The sequence below is a fragment of the Pseudomonas sp. GW822-FHT03F04 genome (assembly GCF_058801405.1).
In genome coordinates this window covers 34778-53002 of record NZ_JBXANF010000015.1, presented here as the reverse complement: position 1 = coordinate 53002, position 18225 = coordinate 34778, and the positions used below count along the sequence as shown (strand labels likewise).

19 protein-coding genes are annotated in these 18225 nt (G+C 61.0%); 6 read left to right on the top strand and 13 right to left on the bottom strand.

Going from position 1 to position 18225, the window contains the following annotated elements:
• Positions 1–4 precede the first annotated feature (4 nt).
• Entirely contained in the window at positions 5–1930 is a 1926-nt protein-coding gene (locus AC1RMX_RS27865) for a potassium transporter Kup (protein WP_425220386.1), read from the bottom strand.
• 215 nt (positions 1931–2145) lie between these two features.
• Here AC1RMX_RS27865 and AC1RMX_RS27860 point away from each other — a divergent pair, with 215 nt between their 5' ends.
• Positions 2146–3039: a LysR family transcriptional regulator gene (locus tag AC1RMX_RS27860; protein ID WP_102622157.1), complete on the top strand. Its 894-nt coding sequence runs from the start codon at positions 2146–2148 to the stop codon at positions 3037–3039.
• Between the two features lie 6 nt (positions 3040–3045).
• On the opposite strand, the gene AC1RMX_RS27855 is transcribed toward AC1RMX_RS27860, so the two are convergent.
• From AC1RMX_RS27855 to AC1RMX_RS27820, 8 genes are all read right to left on the bottom strand, one after another.
• Positions 3046–4197, bottom strand: coding sequence for a (R)-mandelonitrile lyase (locus tag AC1RMX_RS27855; protein WP_493073695.1), 1152 nt, complete (start codon positions 4195–4197; stop codon positions 3046–3048).
• Positions 4198–4214: 17 nt separating this feature from the next.
• Entirely contained in the window at positions 4215–5270 is a 1056-nt protein-coding gene (locus AC1RMX_RS27850) for an alpha/beta hydrolase (RefSeq protein WP_493073694.1), read from the bottom strand.
• A gap of 155 nt (positions 5271–5425) precedes the next feature.
• On the bottom strand, positions 5426–6676 hold the full coding sequence (locus tag AC1RMX_RS27845) for a purine-cytosine permease family protein (RefSeq protein WP_493073693.1): 1251 nt from the start codon (positions 6674–6676) through the stop codon (positions 5426–5428).
• Between the two features lie 183 nt (positions 6677–6859).
• On the bottom strand, positions 6860–7834 hold the full coding sequence (locus tag AC1RMX_RS27840) for a 5-oxoprolinase subunit C family protein (protein ID WP_493073691.1): 975 nt from the start codon (positions 7832–7834) through the stop codon (positions 6860–6862).
• Positions 7831–8703, bottom strand: a complete 873-nt coding sequence (locus tag AC1RMX_RS27835; protein WP_493073690.1) for a 5-oxoprolinase subunit B family protein — start codon at positions 8701–8703, stop codon at positions 7831–7833. The genes AC1RMX_RS27840 and AC1RMX_RS27835 overlap by 4 nt, the downstream gene beginning before the upstream one ends.
• Positions 8700–10073, bottom strand: a complete 1374-nt coding sequence (locus tag AC1RMX_RS27830; RefSeq protein ID WP_493073689.1) for an acetyl-CoA carboxylase biotin carboxylase subunit — start codon at positions 10071–10073, stop codon at positions 8700–8702. The genes AC1RMX_RS27835 and AC1RMX_RS27830 overlap by 4 nt, the downstream gene beginning before the upstream one ends.
• Positions 10074–10083: 10 nt before the next feature.
• A complete protein-coding gene (locus AC1RMX_RS27825; RefSeq protein WP_085708515.1) occupies positions 10084–10329 on the bottom strand; it encodes an acetyl-CoA carboxylase in 246 nt (81 codons plus the stop codon).
• An 86-nt stretch (positions 10330–10415) separates the two neighbouring features.
• The gene (locus AC1RMX_RS27820; protein WP_192560534.1) at positions 10416–11174 is read right to left on the bottom strand and encodes a 5-oxoprolinase subunit PxpA; all 759 of its coding nucleotides are present in this window, start codon (positions 11172–11174) and stop codon (positions 10416–10418) included.
• Between the two features lie 125 nt (positions 11175–11299).
• Between AC1RMX_RS27820 and AC1RMX_RS27815 the strand changes: the two genes are divergently transcribed.
• Together AC1RMX_RS27815 and AC1RMX_RS27810 are read left to right on the top strand one after the other, a co-directional pair.
• Positions 11300–12217 carry a LysR family transcriptional regulator gene (locus AC1RMX_RS27815; RefSeq protein ID WP_119429207.1) on the top strand — a complete coding sequence of 306 codons (918 nt, stop codon included), beginning with the start codon at positions 11300–11302 and terminating at the stop codon, positions 12215–12217.
• 98 nt (positions 12218–12315) lie between these two features.
• The gene (locus AC1RMX_RS27810; protein ID WP_096820620.1) at positions 12316–13365 is read left to right on the top strand and encodes an NAD(P)-dependent alcohol dehydrogenase; all 1050 of its coding nucleotides are present in this window, start codon (positions 12316–12318) and stop codon (positions 13363–13365) included.
• Positions 13366–13478: 113 nt separating this feature from the next.
• Here AC1RMX_RS27810 and AC1RMX_RS27805 read toward each other — a convergent pair whose 3' ends face one another.
• A complete protein-coding gene (locus AC1RMX_RS27805) occupies positions 13479–13742 on the bottom strand; it encodes a hypothetical protein (protein ID WP_096820619.1) in 264 nt (87 codons plus the stop codon).
• A gap of 437 nt (positions 13743–14179) precedes the next feature.
• Here AC1RMX_RS27805 and AC1RMX_RS27800 point away from each other — a divergent pair, with 437 nt between their 5' ends.
• Genes AC1RMX_RS27800 through AC1RMX_RS27790 form a run of 3 tightly spaced genes read left to right on the top strand, consistent with a single transcriptional unit; the run spans position 14180 to position 16432 of the window.
• Positions 14180–14695 (top strand): GNAT family N-acetyltransferase, encoded by a 516-nt coding sequence (locus AC1RMX_RS27800; RefSeq protein WP_493073687.1) that lies wholly within the window; start codon positions 14180–14182, stop codon positions 14693–14695.
• Positions 14696–14733: 38 nt separating this feature from the next.
• Entirely contained in the window at positions 14734–15774 is a 1041-nt protein-coding gene (locus tag AC1RMX_RS27795) for a GSCFA domain-containing protein (RefSeq protein WP_493073686.1), read from the top strand.
• Positions 15743–16432 carry a hypothetical protein gene (locus AC1RMX_RS27790; RefSeq protein WP_493073685.1) on the top strand — a complete coding sequence of 230 codons (690 nt, stop codon included), beginning with the start codon at positions 15743–15745 and terminating at the stop codon, positions 16430–16432. The genes AC1RMX_RS27795 and AC1RMX_RS27790 overlap by 32 nt, the downstream gene beginning before the upstream one ends.
• Positions 16433–16466: 34 nt before the next feature.
• On the opposite strand, the gene AC1RMX_RS27785 is transcribed toward AC1RMX_RS27790, so the two are convergent.
• Genes AC1RMX_RS27785 through AC1RMX_RS27775 form a run of 3 tightly spaced genes read right to left on the bottom strand, consistent with a single transcriptional unit; the run spans position 16467 to position 18219 of the window.
• Positions 16467–17336 carry a TauD/TfdA dioxygenase family protein gene (locus tag AC1RMX_RS27785; protein WP_493073684.1) on the bottom strand — a complete coding sequence of 290 codons (870 nt, stop codon included), beginning with the start codon at positions 17334–17336 and terminating at the stop codon, positions 16467–16469.
• Positions 17337–17351: 15 nt separating this feature from the next.
• Complete coding sequence (locus AC1RMX_RS27780) at positions 17352–17558, bottom strand: MbtH family protein (protein ID WP_493073682.1); 207 nt, start codon at positions 17556–17558, stop codon at positions 17352–17354.
• The gene (locus tag AC1RMX_RS27775) at positions 17551–18219 is read right to left on the bottom strand and encodes a hypothetical protein (protein WP_493073681.1); all 669 of its coding nucleotides are present in this window, start codon (positions 18217–18219) and stop codon (positions 17551–17553) included. Before AC1RMX_RS27775 ends, AC1RMX_RS27780 begins: the two co-directional genes overlap by 8 nt.
• Between the last annotated feature and the right edge of the window lie 6 nt (positions 18220–18225).

Sequence of the window (18225 nt, the reverse complement as noted above, 5' to 3'; positions counted from 1 at the left end):
GTCCTTACATTTCGACCTGCGTCCCCAACTCGATCACTCTGTTCAGCGGCAACTTGAAGTACTTCAGGTTGCTGTTGGCATTCTTGAGCAGGAACGCGAACAGGTACTCGCGCCACTTGGCCATGCCGATGCGGTTGGTCGGAATGACCGTTTCACGACTCAGGAAATACGTGGTGCGCATCGGGCTGAAATCCAGTTCGGCCAAGTGACAAAGGCTCAGCGCCAGCGGCACATCCGGCTCTTCGGTAAAGCCGAAATGCAGGTTCACCCGGAAGAAGCCATCGCCATAGGACTCGACTTCAAAACGACGATCCACCGGCACGCGCGGGCTGTCTTCGGACACCACGGTCAACAGCACCACCTGCTCGTGCAGCACCTGGTTATGCAACAGGTTGTGCAGCAGCGCGTGGGGAACCGCGTCGGCCCGCGCCGTCAGGAACACCGCCGTACCCTGCACGCGATGAGGTGGCTGCGCACGAATGCTGCTGATGAACAACGGCAGCGGCAACGCGGTTTCATCCAGCCGCTCGACGATGATCTTGCGCCCGCGTTTCCAGGTGGTCATCAGGAAGAACAGACCGATACCGGCGATCACCGGGAACGCACCGCCCTGCAGGATCTTCGGCGCGTTGGCCGCGAAGTACAGGCTATCCACCAACAGAAAACCGAACAACATCGGGATCGCCAGCCAGCGCGGCGTCTTCCACAGCAACAAGACGACGGCAGCGGACAGGAGCGTGGTGATCAACATGGTGCCCGTCACCGCCACGCCATAAGCGGCAGCCAGTGCGCTGGAAGATTCGAAACCGATCACCAGCAGCACAACGCCGACCATCAAGGCCCAGTTGACGGTGCCGATGTAAATCTGGCCCTGCTCCTGGCTTGAAGTGTGCTGGATGAACATGCGCGGGACGTAGCCCAGCTGGATGGCCTGGCGCGTCAGGGAGAACGCACCGGAAATCACCGCTTGCGAAGCAATGATCGTCGCCAGCGTGGAAAGCGCGACCATCGGCAGCAGCGCCCATTCCGGGGCCAGCAGATAGAACGGGTTACGCACCGCTTCCGGGTTGCCGAGGATCAATGCGCCCTGACCAAAGTAATTCAGGACCAGACCGGGCAGGACCAGCATGAACCAGGCACGGGCAATCGGTTTGCGACCGAAGTGGCCCATGTCGGCGTACAAGGCTTCCGCACCGGTCAGCGACAGGACGACTGCGCCCAGAATCGCCACGCCCATGCCCGGATGGACCGTAAAGAAGCGCACCGCCCAGATCGGGTTCAGCGCTTGCAACACCTCGGGGCGCTGCAAAATGCCGTAGACCCCAAGCGCGCCCAGCACCACGAACCACAGCACCATGACCGGGCCGAACAGGATGCCGATCCGCGCCGTGCCGTGTTTCTGGATCAGAAACAGCGCCACCAGCACCACCACCGACAGCGGCACCACCCAGTGCTCGATGCCGTCGAACGCCAGCTCCAGCCCTTCTACCGCCGAGAGTACCGAGATCGCCGGGGTGATCATGCTGTCGCCGTAGAACAGCGCCGCACCGAACAGTCCGAGCAACACCAGCACTTTGCTCATGTTCGGGTAAGGCGCCGACGCGCGACGGGCCAATGCCGTCAACGCCATGATGCCGCCCTCACCCTGGTTGTTGGCCCGCAGGATGAACAGCACGTACTTGATCGAGACCACCCAGATCAGCGACCAGAAAATCAGCGACAGAATGCCCAGCACACCGTCGTGATTGAGCTGCACGCCGTAGTGACCGGAAAAGACTTCTTTGAGGGTGTAGAGGGGGCTGGTGCCGATATCCCCGTAAACCACACCGACAGCGGCCACCAGCATGGCTGCGCCTGAGGATTTGGACGGGGAATTTTCGTTGTTTTTACTCAAGGGTCGCGGCTCTCGAACGGCGGGAAGAAGTGGCATGCCATCCTTGGGCAATACGCTGACCGGGGCCTTCAGGCATAAAAGGCTGCGGTGCGGTCAAAAAAACGCGGCCAGTATCGATGCGAACAAAATCCGCCACCGTAAAGAATGCGTAAAAAATCGATCTGCCCCGAACTGTCGCGCACGTTTTTAAGGTCGGCTGATTGTTATGGCTGATGGCATAATCGCCAGCAGTTCATAACAGGGGCGCATCAATGTCCGTTGAAAGCTACGACCTGCTCGCAATCTTTTCGGCGGTGGCGCAAGAGCGCAGCTTCACCCGTGCGGCGGCGAAACTGGGCATGTCACAACCGGCCTTGAGCCGGGCGATGCGTCAACTGGAGGAGCGTCTGGGCGTGCGTTTGCTCGCGCGTACCACGCGCAGCGTCCTGCCGACCCAAGCGGGTGAGCATCTGTTGCGAGTGATCGCGCCCCGGTTCGAGGAGATCGATCACGAGTTGGCCTTGCTCAGCGAGTTTCGCGACAAACCGGCCGGCAAGTTGCGCATCACCGCTGGCGAGCATTCCGCAATCACGATCCTGCAACCCGTCCTCACACAGTTGATGCCTGACAACCCCGACCTGAATGTCGAGATCATCGTCGATTACGGCCTGACCGACATCGTCGCCGAAGGCTTCGACGCCGGCGTGCGGCTGGGCGAACAGGTGGCCAAGGACATGATCGCGATGCGCATCGGGCCGGACATGCGCATGGCAGTAGTCGGCTCCCCGGCGTACTTCGCCCGCCATCGCAAACCGCTGATTCCACCCGATCTCATGGAACACAACTGCATCACCCTGCGCATGCCGACCCATGGCAGCCTGCTGCTGTGGGAATTCGAGAAGGACGGGCAAGCCCTGAATGTGCGAGTCGAGGGGCAACTGGTGTTCAACAACATTGCCATGCGCCTGCAATCCGCGCTCCAGGGGCTGGGGCTGGCCTACATGCCGGAAGACCTGGTGCAGGAGCATGTCGCGCAGGGCCGGCTGATTCGGGTACTCGCCGACTGGTGCGAGCCGTTTTCCGGCTATCACCTCTACTACCCCAGCCGACGCCAGAGCTCACCCGCCTTCACCCTGCTGCGTGATGCGTTGCGCTACGGAAGCTGACGCTGCTCAGGGTTGGGCCAGGTGTTTTTCCAGTGCTTCGCTGGCGCGCACCGCTGCTTCGACTTCTCCGTGTTGGGTCAGCACCTGCGTCAACTGATGCAATTGCACGCTGCTCAATCCCACCCGCAGGCTGGCCGCGATATGCGAACGCAGCTGCGATTCGGCGCCGGGCGTAGCGGCCAGGGCTGAAACCGTGGCCAGTTCGCGGCTTTGCCAGTCCAGGTTGTCGCGTTCGAAGATGTCGCCGAACAGGTGCGTTTGCAGGAACTGGTTGATGACCGGCGCGAAGTCGAACAACGGCCCCTGAACCGGCGCCCCGGCGATACGGGTCTGATTGGCCTTGCCCACGGCCAGCAAGGCGTCGCCTGTCGCCACGGCGTGACCGGGTTCGCGCCCAGGCTCATCGTGGAGGCCGCGTTGCTTGCGCGCCTCGACCACTTTCATCAATTCACCCAGCGCATTGAGGCTGCGTGGAAAACCGGCGTAGGCATACAACTGCACCAGAATTTCCTTTGCCTCGCTGACCGTCAGCCCGGCATCCAGCCCTTCGTTCAAAGCGGCGTTGAGACGCGGCATGTTGCTGCTGGCCATGGCCGCGCCAATCGGCACGATCGCCTGCTGCCTCGCGGAGAGCACTTCGGAGACCGCGACTTCTGTCGGAGCTGCCGGCGGCACCGGCCGGTCTTCGGCGACTTTCTCCAGCCACTCCACATTCTTGCCGTTCACCGAGCCGGTCACCGCCAGATGGGTCATGGTGCTGTTGGGCGCAGCGCCATGCCAATGCTTGACGCCCGGCGGGCAGACGATCACATCGCCGGGGTGAATGTCCTGCACAGGCTTGCCCCATTCCTGGGTCTGCCCGACACCGGAAATCACCACCAATCGTTGACCGGCAGGATGGGTGTGCCAGGCCGAACGAGCGCCCGACTCAAAAGTCACGTAAGCGCCGGACGCATTGATTTCGCCCGTGTCGTTGAACAGTGGATCGACGCGCACCCGACCGGAGAAATAATCTTCAGGCCCCACGAATGAAGCCTGAGAACCCGCACGTCGGATCTGCTGCGCGTTCAACGGCTCACTGCCGCCGCCCGCGACTTCAGCAGCGCTGGCAAAAGGTGTGGCCGCGCACATGGCGAGGCCCAACAAGGTTTTGTTCATGGATGGCTTCCTTCGAATCAGAGGGTTCGGGCGTAAAACGCCGTCAGCTGTTCCATGGCAACATCGACGTAGGCCGGCACCCAATAGGTTTCGATGTGCGTGGCACCCTCGATCTTGAACAGGGTCTTGTCCTGAGTCCCGGTGGCCTTGGCGAAGGCCTGTTCCGACATATACAGGCTGTCGGCCTTGCTGCCGGCGATCATCAGCAATGGCTTGTCGATCAGCTCGATCTGGTCGGTGGCGTCAAAGCTCATCAGGTCCAGCAGGCTGCTGAGGGTGTATCGGAAGGTCGAGTTGGGATGCGCGTGGGTCTTGCCGTAATACTCGAAGCCCTGGCGGTACAGGTCGAACGGCAATTTGGCGATCTGCTCGTCGGTCAGTTTGGCATCGCCGACGTATTGGATTTCCCCGCCGGCGGCTTCCTGGGCGCGGGCGGCCGAGGCTTGCTGCAAACGCTGCTGGATGGTGTCGAGTTGCGAGTCCTGATAACCGTTGCGGCGCACCAGCCCGGAATTGAACATGCTCACCGTGGCAATCGAGCGGAAGCGCTTGTCGGTTTGCGCGGCCTTCAACGAATAACCGCCACCGCCGCAGATGCCGAGCAAACCGAGATGAGCACTGTCGACGCCGGGGTAGCTGGCAATGAAGTCGGCCATGCCATGAATGTCTTCGACGCGGTTGGCCGGTTTGTCGATGTTGCGTGGTTCTCCCCCGCTCGCGCCTTGATAAGCGGCATCCGCCGTGATCGTGATGTAGCCCTGATCGGCCAGACGCTGAGCATAAAGACCGGCGACCTGTTCTTTCACCCCACCATTGGGGTGCGCGACGACAACGGCGGGATAGTGCCGGGCCGGATCGTAGTTCGCGGGGGTGTAAACGTTGGCGGAAATGGCCAGGCCATTGAGCGTGTAGGTCACCGGATGAATGTTGACCTTGCCCGGCTCGTTGCGGGTGATCGCGCCACCGTAAGTCAAGGTGAACGGGTTCTGCCGGTAATCCGCCGCCTCTACTTCAGCACCGGACATCCCGATCATCGCGGCCAGCACGCCGGCCTTCATCGTGGTTCGCATCATTTGCCTCTCCTTTCCATCAATACGGTATGGAGAGGCAAACTACCCTTCGGCGATTGATTGATAAACGGCACTAATTGGATAGCACTGATACCAGAATCACATAAGTATGGACTCGCGACGCTGGCCCGCAGTCGAGCGGGCCAACACCGATCCTCTTAAACTGCCCTCTGCCCTACCCACCGTCGCCGATAAGCCAGCCCCGCCTGCAAGCTGAACGCGAGCACCACCGTCGCCGGCGCAGAAAAACTGCCGGGAACACCGCCCACCCACATCAGCAACAACCCCAGCGCCGTGGCGGCGAACCACGCCATCAGGCCGACCGGGTTGAACGCCGGGCTGCGTTGGAGTGCGCCTTCGTCATTGCTGCCATAGACAATCTGCGCCAATGCCACACCGACCCAGGCGACCACAAAAATGCCCTGATACGCCAATGCCTTGAGCAGGTAGGAAAACACGTCGGCGAGCATCAAGCCGTACACGATCACCCCGACCACCAATGCCCACAGCAGGTACGAACCGCGTATGCCGAAGCGGCCGAAGAATGCCTGCATATTGAGGGTCGCCAGGTAGTAATTGGCGGTGTTGATCCGGGTTTGTGTGGCCCAGACGAACAGCAGGCCCCACAGCCCCATCAACTGCAGAATTGCCATCACCACAGAGACTTCGTTCAGCGCGCCTTCATGAGGAATACTGCTGACCAGATAGATGCCTGCCGAGCCGTTGAGCAGAAAAGTCACGGCATAGAACGGCATGCCGAAGTTCCAGCGACCGTGATACTGAGCGTCCTGCGGCTTGCCGAAACGGGCGTAGTCGAAGGTGAACAGCATCAGGATCCAGACGCCCATGTAGGCCACAAAGCAATCCCACCAGCCGAAGGTCGCGGGGGTTGCCGGGCCGAAATCGAGCCATTGCGGCTGGTAACCATAACGGCTGATCGACAGCCCGACCGCCACCAGCAAACCGCCCAGGTACACCGGCAACAACACGCCGTTGAGCTTGTCCAGCCAGTGCTGCACGCTACCCAGAATCATCGGCACGCTGTACAGCACCACCAGCAGGGCAGCCAGTGGATAGACCAGCTCCGGGTACAGGTGATTGAGCGCCACGGCGATCACCGATCCTTCGAACACGGCGTAGTAAATCGCCGTCGAAAAGAAAATCAGCGTGGCCAGGCAGGCCCCGGTCCGACCGAACAACACGCTTGAAAACAACGCGACCGACCATCCGCTGCGCATGGCGAAACGACTGAGAACGCTGTTGACCAGCCCATAACTGATCACCGACAGCACCATCCCGATCAGCGCATTGCGTGCGCCGAAAGACAAGGCCAGCGAAGCGCCGACCACGATGTAGAACATGGCGCTGCACACGGCCCACCAGGCCATGGTCAGAGACAGTCGGCCCATGCGGGCCTCGGTGGAAATGGAATGATGGGCCGGATCTTGCCCGGTTTGACTCGATTGCGATAAAGCAGCCATATGCGTGTACTCCAGAACCAGTCAAAGGTTGAAGCGCGGGTAGCCTTCACCGCACCGAAGTGCGGCGTTGGCCTGGCGTGTGGCAGGGCCCGCGCGGTGCGGCGGGCAGAGTCAGGAAGGGAAAAGCTTGCTCAGGCAGCTGAGTCTTTTCTTGTAGGAGCGCCGTGCGTCCAGGGCCTCGTCGAGGCTGACCGCTACAAAGCGAGCCTTCTGGTTGGGCTGCATCTGGCCGATCAGATCCAGGTCGGCACTGATGACGGTGCCGATCATGGCGTAACCACCCCCCGATACGGCATCGCGATGCAGCACGATGGGTTCGAGGCCGGCGGGTACCTGAATCGAGCCGATCGGGTAGCAGCTGTCAACGATGTTCGACGGATCGGAGCCTGCACCAAATGGTTGTTCTCGCGGCTGGAAGTCCAGCGCGCTGCCGCCCTTGAAGCGATAGCCGATGCGGTCTGCTTCCGATCCGACTGTCCACGCCTCGGCGAAAAAGCTCTTCGCTGCCGTGTCGGTCAGGCGATCGTAATAAAGTCCCGGCACCACGCGCAGGGTGATCTCCCCGCCCAGTGACTGGCGCAGCGCCATGGGCAGACTGGCCCCGGGACGCCCCTTGCCGCTGGGCTTGCCCACCGGCAATTCGTCTCCGGCGATCAAGCGTCGTCCGGCAAAACCGCCCAACGTCCCGAGCGCATAAGTCGATCGACTGCCCAACACCAGCGGCACGTCGATTCCGCCTGCCACCGCCAGATAAGCCCGGGCACCCGCCTTGGGAAAATCGAAACGCAGAACCTGGCCGGCCTTCACCGCGAACGCGGTGGCGTGATGCATTTCCACACCATCGAGTCGAGGCGCCATGTGCGCGCCGCACACCGCAACCAGTGCGTCTTGCTGAAACGCCAGCTCAGGGCCCAGCAACGTACATTCCAGCGCGGCACAATCCGCCGCGTTGCCGACCAGATGATTGGCCGCACTCAGCGCATATTGATCGAGCGCGCCGGAGGGCGGGATGCCGAGGTGGTAGTAACCTTCGCGGCCCAGATCCTGAACCGACGTGGCGAGACCGGGTTTGAGTACCTTGATCATGCCAACACCTCCTGCAGCGACGCGGGATAACCGACCGGGTCGGCGAGAAACGCATCCAGTGAAAACTCCACCGGCCGAATCCGTAAATCGAAAAGCCCGGCCTCCACGTCCGCAACGGCCTGGTCATACGCTGCGCGATCCATCGGCTTGAACTGCACAATGTCACCCGGGCGGAAAAACACCATGTGGTCCTTCAGGTACGCCAGCGACTGCTGCGGGTCGTAGATGGGGGCCGGTGTGACACCGAACATCTGATAGCCCCCGGCACCACGCACCGAGTAGATACAACCGAAGCAACCACCGTGACCCAGTGTCAGTTTCGGCGTGTCGGTACGTGGACGCAGATACTTGGGCACCTGCAACTGACGTTCGCGTTCGACCATCTGGAACATGAAGGGCAAACCGGCGACGAACCCCACCATCGAGACAAACCATGGCGCCCCGCTATGTGCAGCAATGAACGCATCGACATCCGCCAGACCATTGATGCGCGCGGCGTATTCCAGATCCGTGGCGCTCGGGTCCTGGTGCCGGTCGCGAAAACGCATCAGCGTTTCGTGGGTCCAGGGATCGTTGTACAGCACCGGAATCTCAATGATCCGGGTCTGCAAAGTGCGCTCGGCAACGGCTTCTGCCTCGGCGCCCTGCACCGCATCGAGCAAGGCCTGCGGTGCAATTCGATCCGGATCGAAGCGGATCTGGAAGGATGCGTTGGCCAGACACACATCGAGTACGCCATCGAGTTTCAACCGCTCCACGGCGCGGGTGACCGCCATGCCCTTGAAAAACGCCTCGAGGGACATGCTTTCACTGACTTCGGCAAACAGATGCTCATCGGCACCAAAGCTGTAGCGGATCGGACGACTCATGCTTTACCTCCGCTGCGGCGTGCGGACAGCCAGTTTTCCAGCGTCCCGGTATGAAAATCGGCGGTTTGCAACCACGGTTGCTGCAGCAGTTCAGCGTGCAGCGACAAGGTGCTGGCCATGCCGGTCAGCAGGGTTTGCGCCACCGCTGTCCGGGCACGCGCCAGGGCTGTGGAGCGATCCGGCCCATGCACAATGAGCTTGGCCAACAGCGAGTCATAGTACGGTGGCACCCGATAACCTTCATACAGGTGAGTGTCCACACGAACACCTTCGCCTTGCGGCCAGACCAACGATTCGACCAGACCGGGGCTTGGGAAAAAGTCCCGGGCCGGGTCTTCAGCATTCAAGCGCATTTGCAGGGCCGCGCCATTCAGACGGATGTCACTCTGCTTCAGGCCCAGTGGTTCACCACCGGCAATTCGCAGCATCGCCTGCACCAGATCGATACCGGTGACCAATTCGGTGACCGGGTGTTCCACCTGAATTCGGGTGTTCATCTCGATAAAGAAAAACTCGCCGGAGACGTCGTCATACAGGTATTCCAGCGTGCCCGCCCCCTTGTAGCCAAGGGATTCGGTCAGGCGTACGGCGCTGGCGCAGAGTGTCTCCCGCTGCTGCGCGTCGAGTACCGGCGACGGTGCTTCTTCAAAGATTTTCTGACGCCGGCGCTGTAGCGAACACTCACGCTCAAACAGGTGCACGGCGTTTTTCCCGTCGCCCAGAACCTGTACTTCGATGTGCCGGGCCTTGCCGATAAAGCGCTCCAGATACACCGCACCATTACCGAAAGCAGCCTGTGCCTCGCGTTGCGAGCGGGGAAACTCTTCACTCAATTGCGCGGCATTTTCTGCCAGACGAATACCCCGCCCGCCACCGCCGGCCGAGGCTTTGATCAGCAACGGGTAACCGACCGATTCAGCCGCCCGAAGCGCCGACTCGACATCAAACAGTTCGCCCGGCGAGCCCGGCACCACTGGAACACCTGCCGCCTGGGCAGTACGCCGCGCCTCGGCCTTGTCACCCATGCGCCGGATCGTGTCCGGGTCCGGGCCGACGAAAATCGCGCCGCTGGCAATCACGGCTTCGGCAAACCCCGCGTTCTCGGACAGAAAACCATATCCAGGGTGAACCGCATTGGCGCCCGTCGCTTGCAGGGCACCCAGCAACGCCTCTATGTTCAGGTAGCTTTTATCGGCGCGGGCTGGCCCCAGAAGATGCACCTCATCGGCCAGGCGCGCTGCCTGAGAGTCGATATCTGCCTCGCTGCATGCGGCGACTGTGGGGATGCCCAGGGCCTTGGCGGCACGGATAATCCGCACGGCGATTTCGCCACGGTTGGCGACCAGCAATTTACGTATAGGTTGAGTCATGTTCACGCCCTCACTCGCTATCAAGCGTAGCGACGACCTGACCCGGCTCCACCGGATCACCGTCTTCAACCTGGAAGGCACTGAGGCGCCCCGCCGTCCCGGCGGTCAGTTCGGAAAACTGCTTCATGACTTCGATCAGGCCAATCACCGTGTCGGCGCTGACTGGATCGCCGACCTCGACGTAATTCGCCGAATCCGGCGTGGCCTTTCGGTAGAAAGTCCCGGGTAACGGGGTGATGACAGAGTGTTCGGCCATGTCTGTTCCTCTTGGAATAGTTGTAGAAAGGCAGGCAAAAAAATGTTTGAACCCCGGCGTCTGTGTGCCGGGTGTTTCGTTTTTATTCAGCGGGGGCGGCGCACCTCGATCCCGGCGGCATCGAGCGCATTGCGGGTGGCTTCGACCAGAGCCAGCGCCCCCGGCGTATCGCTGTGCAGACAGATGGAGTCGAACTCGATCGCCAGATCCTCACCCTCGACCGTACGCACTACGCCCTCCTGGCAAGCGCGCAGCACACGGGCGGCGACAAATCCCGGATCGTAGGCCCGAACATTGCGGGTGAAGACGATGGAGCCGCTCAAGTCGTATTCGCGGTCTGCATAGAATTCGCGAACAACCGGTTGGCCGAGCTCTTTGGCGACACGCCAGATAACCGAATCGGGCATGCAATACAGCAACAGATCGGGCTCCAGCCGTTGCAGGTTTTCCACCAGCAGACGCGCTGCCTCTTCGTCCCGGGCCAGATGCATGTACAGCGCGCCGTGAGGCTTGATGTGTTGCAGCGCCGCGCCCTGCACCCTCGCCAGTTCACGCAGTGCGCCCAGTTGATAAAGGATGTCGTCGACCAGCTCCTGAGCCGGTGCATTGATGTGTCGGCGACCGAACCCCACCAGATCGCGAAACCCCGGATGAGCACCGATGCCGACCTTCAGACGCTTGGCCAGCTCGACAGTGCGACGCATGGTGCCGGGATCGCCGGCATGGAAACCGGTAGCGATGTTGGCGGAACTGATAAACGCCATCAGTTCGTCGTCGACACCATCGCCGATGGTCCACGGGCCGAAGCCTTCGCCCATGTCCGAGTTGAAATCTACTGCCTGCATAACCCTTGCTCCTGACACTTGTGACTTCATGCAGGCCACGTTAAATTCCCGCCACCCCCTTGGGAAGATCTATTAACAGATAGGGTATCTTCTGAAAAACAGATACCTGAAAAACAGGAACACCCATGTCGTTGACCTTGCGTCAGATTCGCTACTTCGTTGCCACCGCCGAGATCGGGCAGATATCCCAGGCAGCGATTCATTTGAATATTTCCCAGTCGGCGGTGACCACGGCGATCAAGGAACTGGAAGGCATGCTCGGCACGTTGCTGTTCCAGCGCTCGGCTCAAGGCATGAGCCTGACGGATGCCGGCCGGCACTTCCTGAACCGCGCCTACGTGATTTTGCGCAGCGTCGACGACGCGCTGAACAGCCCGCTGCCCGACATTCGCGCCAGCGGCCTGATTCGCCTGGCCGCGAGCTACACGGTGATCGGCTATTTTCTGCCACATCATCTGCAACGACTGGAGCACTGGCACCCGGACGTCGCCATCGAAGTCCACGAGCAGGAACGGCAGGCCATCGAACAGGGATTGCTGGAAGGAAAATTCGATATGGCGGTGGTGCTTACCGCGAACCTCACGCACCCCGACATCGTTTCGGAAACCCTGTTCAACTCCGAACGTCGTCTGTGGCTGCCCAGCCACCATCCACTCTGTGAGCGCTCGGCCGTCAGCCTCGCGGATGTCGCGCTGGAACCCTACATCCTGCTGACCGTGGATGAAGCGGAACAAAGTGCCATGCGCTATTGGGAAAACGCCCGCCAACAACCCAACGTGCGGGTGCGTACCAGTTCTGTAGAAGCCGTACGCAGCATGGTCGCCAATGGCAGTGGCGTGGCGATTCTCTCGGACCTGGTGCACCGTCCCTGGTCGCTGGAAGGCAAGCGCATCGAGACCCTGACCATCACCGACAAGGTGACCCCGATGAGCGTCGGCCTGGCCTGGCACCGCGAGCGCGAATTCAGCCCGGCGATGCAGGCCTTGCGCAATTACTTCCACGATGCGTTTCTGGCCCCCCAGCAGCTTTCAGCGCGGCGCTGACGCACAGGATCAGGCAAGAATTCAGTAGAAATGCACTAACGGAATGCGGGTTCGGAGCGGGAGGATGGCTGTCCGACAGATCCATCGAGGACGTTCCCATGCTAGTTCAAGCCTACGGTGCCCACGCGGGCGACAAACCCCTTGAGCCTATCCAGATCAATCGCCGCGCCCCTGCGGCCCATGACGTCCAGATCGACATCGCTTTCTGCGGCATCTGCCATTCCGACCTGCACCAGGTGCGCTCCGAGTGGGCCGGCACACAATTCCCTTGCGTACCGGGACACGAAATCGTCGGCCGCGTTTCGGCGGTCGGTGCCCATGTTTCCGAATACAAGGTCGGCGATCTGGTCGGCGTCGGTTGCATCGTCGACAGCTGCAAACACTGTGAAGACTGCGAAACCGGCCTGGAAAACTACTGCGACAGCATGATCGGCACCTACAACTTCCCGACCCCGGACGCCCCCGGCTGGACGCTCGGCGGCTACTCGCAAAACATCGTGGTGCATGAGCGTTACGTGCTGCGCATCCGCCACCCCGAAGCACAACTGGCCGCCGTCGCACCGCTGCTGTGTGCGGGCATCACCACTTACTCGCCGCTGCGTCAGTGGAACGCCGGGCCGGGCAAGAAGATCGGCGTAGTCGGCATCGGCGGCCTGGGCCACATGGGCATCAAACTGGCCCACGCAATGGGTGCGCACGTCGTTGCGTTCACCACCTCCGAGTCCAAGCGCGAAGCGGCGAAAGCACTGGGCGCCGATGAAGTGGTGGTGTCGCGCAATCCCGAAGAAATGGCTGCGCACACCAAGAGCTTCGACTTCATCCTCAACACCGTCGCCGCCCCTCACGATCTCGATGCGTTCCTGGTGCTGCTCAAGCGTGACGGCGCCCTGACACTGGTCGGCGCCCCCGCCTCGCCGCATCCATCGCCGAACGTGTTCAACCTGATCATGAAACGGCGCACCATCGCCGGCTCGATGATCGGCGGCATTCCCGAGACCCAGGAGATGCTGGATTTCTGCGCCGAGCACGGCATCGTGTCCGACATCGAACTGATTCGCGCGGATCAGATCAATGAGTCCTATGAGCGGATGCTCAAGGGTGATGTGAAGTATCGGTTTGTGATTGATAACGCGACGTTGGCAGGCTGAGCGCCGGGCTCGACGAGCGCGTTAATGTAACGACGAAAATCCCGGGCGCTTCAATGCCCCGGGATGACCGTTTGCCCAAAAACCGACTGTTGCCGAGATCGCTTCGCGACCGTTCATTTACCCAGATTCTGATTCATCAGATTGTCCAGTACCGGTTGTTGACTGGCGGCTTGCCAGTCGCGCCAATGCTTGCACCCCTCCACGTTGATTTCCGCTGCATGACTGCGCGCATCGCAGATCATTGCCCACTTTTGCCTCAAGGTCGGATATTTAATGAAGTCCGCCCGGGTGGGTGGCTCACAGCCGGATAACGTGGCGACCGACAGAATGGTGGCCGCGAGTTTCCAGGCGAGTGGATAGCTGCTGGCTGGCGTCATGACAATGAATCCCCCTTCCGGGAGACCCTCCTGAAGTAATGAAAAAACCTGCTGTTTTCATAAGCTGCAGAAGAATCTTAGGGATTGATTGGCCCCTCCACGAGATCCACTTTCAGGTTATTTCATGGAACCATTTCCACGCACGAGTGGCGCCTTCGAGGCCTGGCCGTAGTGGCGGATAAGGCAAGCCATCTGGCCCTGCGCGTACAAGACGCCGTCAGCGAAACCCAGGATGGCTTTCCAAAATCACTCCATTTGAAGTAGCCTTTTGATATCAAAAAGATATCAATCGTCTTCGAAGGTCGTCAGACCCGAGTTTTTGCGGAAAGGAATTCCATGAACAACGTCATTACGTAAACGCCTGCTTTTGCATTGATCTTTCCCCCCACACCCAGTAAAAAACCCTCTCCCTTTTCCATCCTAGCAAGGAGCAGCGGATGCTCAAGCTATCCACGGATCGACTGGACCTGCGCACGATGCTCGAGTCCGACTGGCCTCTGTTCCTCAGGCTGCATTCCGAGCCGCAGACCATGCAGTACGTGTTCGGCGAAATTGCCGAGGAGCAGGTTCGCAAAGGTTTCGAACATCGGCTCCCGGCGTGGGGGCCGCAATCAGAGCACTGGTTGTGCCTGGTGGTGATCGACAGGGTCAGCGGCCAGGAGCTGGGCGTGACCGGGTTGCGCATTCTCTCGCCCGGGCATGCCGAGGTGGGTTGCCTGCTGTTGCCGGAACATCAGGGCAAAGGTTTTGGTACCGAGTCGCGGCAGGCAATCATCGACCATGCCGCATCCATCGGGCTGGACTCGTTGGAGTCGACCGTGACCGACGGTAATATCGCGTCCTGCAAGGTGCTGGAGAAATGCGGCTTTGTGTTCGCACGTCGTGTGCCGCAGGCCTACCAGATCGGTGATCGGTGGTTCGACGATCTGATCTATCACTATCAAATCCGCTGAGCCTTACGCTCAACGACTCGCCAAGGAGGCCTTTCGTCGTGAATCCCTATCAATGCCTGCCCCCACGTTCCTTCTGGCGTACGGCCGTGGCCGACAAGTCCGCGCTGGACATCGGTGAGCTGTGGACACCGCAATTCGAGATCGGCAACAAGGACGCCATCGTCACCGCCGGTTCCTGTTTTGCCCAGCACATCGGCCGCGCGCTGGTTGCGCGCGGCATGAACTGGCTGGATGCGGAACCCGCCCCCGACGCGTTGCCCGAGGCCGACTGGAAAGCCCACAACTACGGGGTGTTTTCGTTCCGCACCGGCAATCTGTATACCCCGGCGATGTTGTGCCAATGGCTCGAATGGGCGCTGGGCGTGAGCGCTCCGCCGGATGAGGTCTGGGTACATGACGGGCGTTTCTTCGATCCGTTCCGCCCCGCCGTGGAGCCTGACGGATTTGCCAGCGAGCAGGCGTTGTTCGAGTCGCGTGAGGCCACCCTCGACGCCATCCGCGAAGCGTTGCGCCGCGCCAAAGTGTTCGTCTTCACCCTCGGGCTGACCGAAGCCTGGCAACATCGCGAGACCGGTCTGGTATATCCCGTGTGCCCCGGCACTGTTCGCGGCACCTTCGATCCGCAACTCCATCAATTTTGCAACTTCGGCTTCATGGACACCTATGGCGACATGGTCAGGGCGCTGGAGTTGATGCGTTCGATCAACCCGCAACTGCGCCTGTTGCTCACCGTGTCACCGGTGCCGTTGACGGCAACCGCTACCGGGCAACATGTGCTGAGCTCGACGACCTACTCCAAGTCGGTGCTGCGCGCCGTCGCCGGGCAGTTGTGTGAAGACCTGCCCGACGTCGACTATTTCCCGTCCTACGAAATCATCACCGGCACGCCGTTCAAGGGCGCGTTCTACCAGCCCAACCAACGGGAAGTCACACCAGAAGGTGTGGCGTTCGTGATGCAGCAATTCTTTGCAGGGCTCGACGCGGTTCAATCGGTGCAGGCGCCGACCACCTCCCCCTCCACCCGCGTGTCCAGCGAGGATCTTGTCTGTGAAGACGCCGTACTCGATTACTACGCCTAGGTTTCTGCTGCTGGGCGACTCCCATGCCGGCGTCATCGGCAAGGCAGCGCAGGCCCGTGAACTGCCTTTCGGCGGCGGCCCGCTGGGAACCGGTCGGGACTTCACCGTCGACTTCTTCAGCCTGGCGCGCAATGACGTGGTCTTTCGGGATGGGGAAATGGATCGGCTGTATCGCCAGGCCCTCGACACGCTGAAAGTACCGCATCTGGCAAAGGTCGAGGTGCCGCTGGTGAGCACCCTCGGCCTGAGCCTGCACTACCTCGCCACCGCGCCGAACTGGACCTGCTACCAGAATGCGCACGGTGAGTTCGACGACGGTTTTCTCGCCGGGCCGTTGTTCGAGGCGGTCATCGACACCCTGTCCCGCCCTGCGCTGGCTTTCTATGAACAGGCCCTGGCGCTGAACCTCAAGGTGTTCGCCGTATTGCCGCCGCAACGGGTGCCGGAGCTCTCCGACACGCGCGTGTTCATGGCCGCACAGTCATTGCTGATCGAACGCCTGCAAGGGCTTGGCGTCGAGCTGATCGACGTGCGCGAGGCGGCGAATGATGAGCAGGGTTTTCAGCGTGAGGCGTTCTGCGAAGTGGATGACCCGCTGCACGGCAATCTGGCGTTCGGTGAGTTGATCGTCGAGCAACTGATTCGTCGCGGCATTTAGAAAAAGAGGGAGCGCATTGCTCCCTCTGATGTTTTCAAGCCTTGGGCTGCGTGCCGAGAATCGTCACCCGCTCGCCATAACGCGAATGCGGGAAATAATCCCAGATCGCGTGGTGCTGGGTGCAGCGGTTGTCCCAGAACACCAGCGTGTTCGGCGCCCAGCGTACGCGACAGCTGAGAGACGGTTCCCGAGCCACCAGGTCGAACAGCATGTTCAACAGCACCTGACTTTCGCCACCGGACAACTGCACGATGTGCGATGTGAAACCGGAATTGACGAACAGCGACTTGCGCCCGGTTTCCGGGTGACGAACCACCACCGGGTGTTCGGTTTTTGGCAGGTTGGCCGGCGCCTCATAGCCCTTCCACGGAATTGCGCCGTCGTGAATCGCGGTCAATTCGCCGAGAAACTGCTGCATCGTCGGCGAGAGCATTTCGATCGCCAGGTGCATGTTGGCGAACAACGTATCGCCGCCCGTGCCGATGGCCGGGGTTTCCTTGACGTACAACATCGAACCCATGGACGGCGCCAGGTCGGCCGTGCCGTCGGTGTGCCAGGTTTCGCCGGCCACGTAGCGCGATTGCGCATTGGCGCGGATCACCACCAGCTCCGGGTCATCGCCGTCGATGTCTTCCACCGGCAAGGCCCGCAGTTCGCCGAACAGCCGGCCAAACGCCTTGTGTTCCTCGACCGTCAGATGCTGATCGCGGAACACCAGCACGTGGTTCTCCAGAAAGGCCCGGCGGATTTCCCTGAGCTGATCGTCGCTCAGCGGTTGCGAAAGATCGACGCCGCCGATTTCGGCACCGATGATCGGCGTGATCCGGTCGACCGTGATGCGCTGATACGGTGCGCGCTTTTCTGCGGCGATGCGCTCGATTGCCTTGAGTGCCAACTGATCCATGTTCTCTCACCTTTCTTATTGGAACGACGCCGATGACTGCTCGCGCAGAGAACGCGGGCGCATGTCGATCCAGTGCTCGTTGATGTAATCCAGACAGACCTGGCGTTCGCCACGCATCCCGGCTGCACTCCAGCCGCTGGCCATCGGCTTGCCCGCCGGCCACAGGGAATACTGACCCTGGGCATTGATCACCACCTCGAATTGCAGCTGTGCGTCATTCATGTCGTTCTCCTGTTGAACGGGATTGCAGCGTTGTCAGGTTCAGGGCCAGACCTTCTGCGAGGTGGCTGAACAGCACACGCCGCTGCTCGTCGGTCTGCGCACAGGCCCAGACGTACACCCGCGCCGACGCCGCACACACCTGCGCGTACGCGTCAGCATCGTCAGTCGCGAATGCTTTGGCCGAAACCTCCACATTGGCACTCGCATGAGCCTGGGCAAACGCCGTAGCACTGGCTTCGGTATTCAACTGCGCGTAATACACCGCAAACGCCTCGGCATCGCCGAAGTGCTCGGCGATCATCGCGGTGTTGGTCGGTGCGAGACCATATGTCATCGCACTGGCATGGGCCTGGGCGTACGCCGCGTCGTAGGCATAGGCCCGTCGATACAGCGCCAGCAACACCGGTTTGAGCGTGGCCCGCCATTCGCCCTGACGCCCGGACAAGCCGAGCGCCGCCCGTTGATGCAGGCTTTGCAAGGCGAGCAGCGCTGGCCGATGTTCCGGCAAGGCCTCGCAGAGCATCGGCAGCACCACGTCGGCTTGCCAACCATGAACTGGCCGAAGCGACTGCGGTTCATCGACCCTGTAAATCCTTTGAAGCAAGACATCGGGCTGCTCTTCGCACAGCACCTGCGCCAAGGTCGGCAACCACCGAGGCATTGAAAT

Coding starts and splice junctions, on each gene's coding strand:
- AC1RMX_RS27865 (WP_425220386.1), bottom strand. CDS start 1,930: ATGCCACTTCTTCCCGCCGTTCGAGAGCCGCGACCCTTGAGTAAAAAC.
- AC1RMX_RS27860 (WP_102622157.1), top strand. CDS start 2,146: ATGTCCGTTGAAAGCTACGACCTGCTCGCAATCTTTTCGGCGGTGGCG.
- AC1RMX_RS27855 (WP_493073695.1), bottom strand. CDS start 4,197: ATGAACAAAACCTTGTTGGGCCTCGCCATGTGCGCGGCCACACCTTTT.
- AC1RMX_RS27850 (WP_493073694.1), bottom strand. CDS start 5,270: ATGATGCGAACCACGATGAAGGCCGGCGTGCTGGCCGCGATGATCGGG.
- AC1RMX_RS27845 (WP_493073693.1), bottom strand. CDS start 6,676: ATGGGCCGACTGTCTCTGACCATGGCCTGGTGGGCCGTGTGCAGCGCC.
- AC1RMX_RS27840 (WP_493073691.1), bottom strand. CDS start 7,834: ATGATCAAGGTACTCAAACCCGGTCTCGCCACGTCGGTTCAGGATCTG.
- AC1RMX_RS27835 (WP_493073690.1), bottom strand. CDS start 8,703: ATGAGTCGTCCGATCCGCTACAGCTTTGGTGCCGATGAGCATCTGTTT.
- AC1RMX_RS27830 (WP_493073689.1), bottom strand. CDS start 10,073: ATGACTCAACCTATACGTAAATTGCTGGTCGCCAACCGTGGCGAAATC.
- AC1RMX_RS27825 (WP_085708515.1), bottom strand. CDS start 10,329: ATGGCCGAACACTCTGTCATCACCCCGTTACCCGGGACTTTCTACCGA.
- AC1RMX_RS27820 (WP_192560534.1), bottom strand. CDS start 11,174: ATGCAGGCAGTAGATTTCAACTCGGACATGGGCGAAGGCTTCGGCCCG.
- AC1RMX_RS27815 (WP_119429207.1), top strand. CDS start 11,300: ATGTCGTTGACCTTGCGTCAGATTCGCTACTTCGTTGCCACCGCCGAG.
- AC1RMX_RS27810 (WP_096820620.1), top strand. CDS start 12,316: ATGCTAGTTCAAGCCTACGGTGCCCACGCGGGCGACAAACCCCTTGAG.
- AC1RMX_RS27805 (WP_096820619.1), bottom strand. CDS start 13,742: ATGACGCCAGCCAGCAGCTATCCACTCGCCTGGAAACTCGCGGCCACC.
- AC1RMX_RS27800 (WP_493073687.1), top strand. CDS start 14,180: ATGCTCAAGCTATCCACGGATCGACTGGACCTGCGCACGATGCTCGAG.
- AC1RMX_RS27785 (WP_493073684.1), bottom strand. CDS start 17,336: ATGGATCAGTTGGCACTCAAGGCAATCGAGCGCATCGCCGCAGAAAAG.
- AC1RMX_RS27780 (WP_493073682.1), bottom strand. CDS start 17,558: ATGAATGACGCACAGCTGCAATTCGAGGTGGTGATCAATGCCCAGGGT.
- AC1RMX_RS27775 (WP_493073681.1), bottom strand. CDS start 18,219: ATGCCTCGGTGGTTGCCGACCTTGGCGCAGGTGCTGTGCGAAGAGCAG.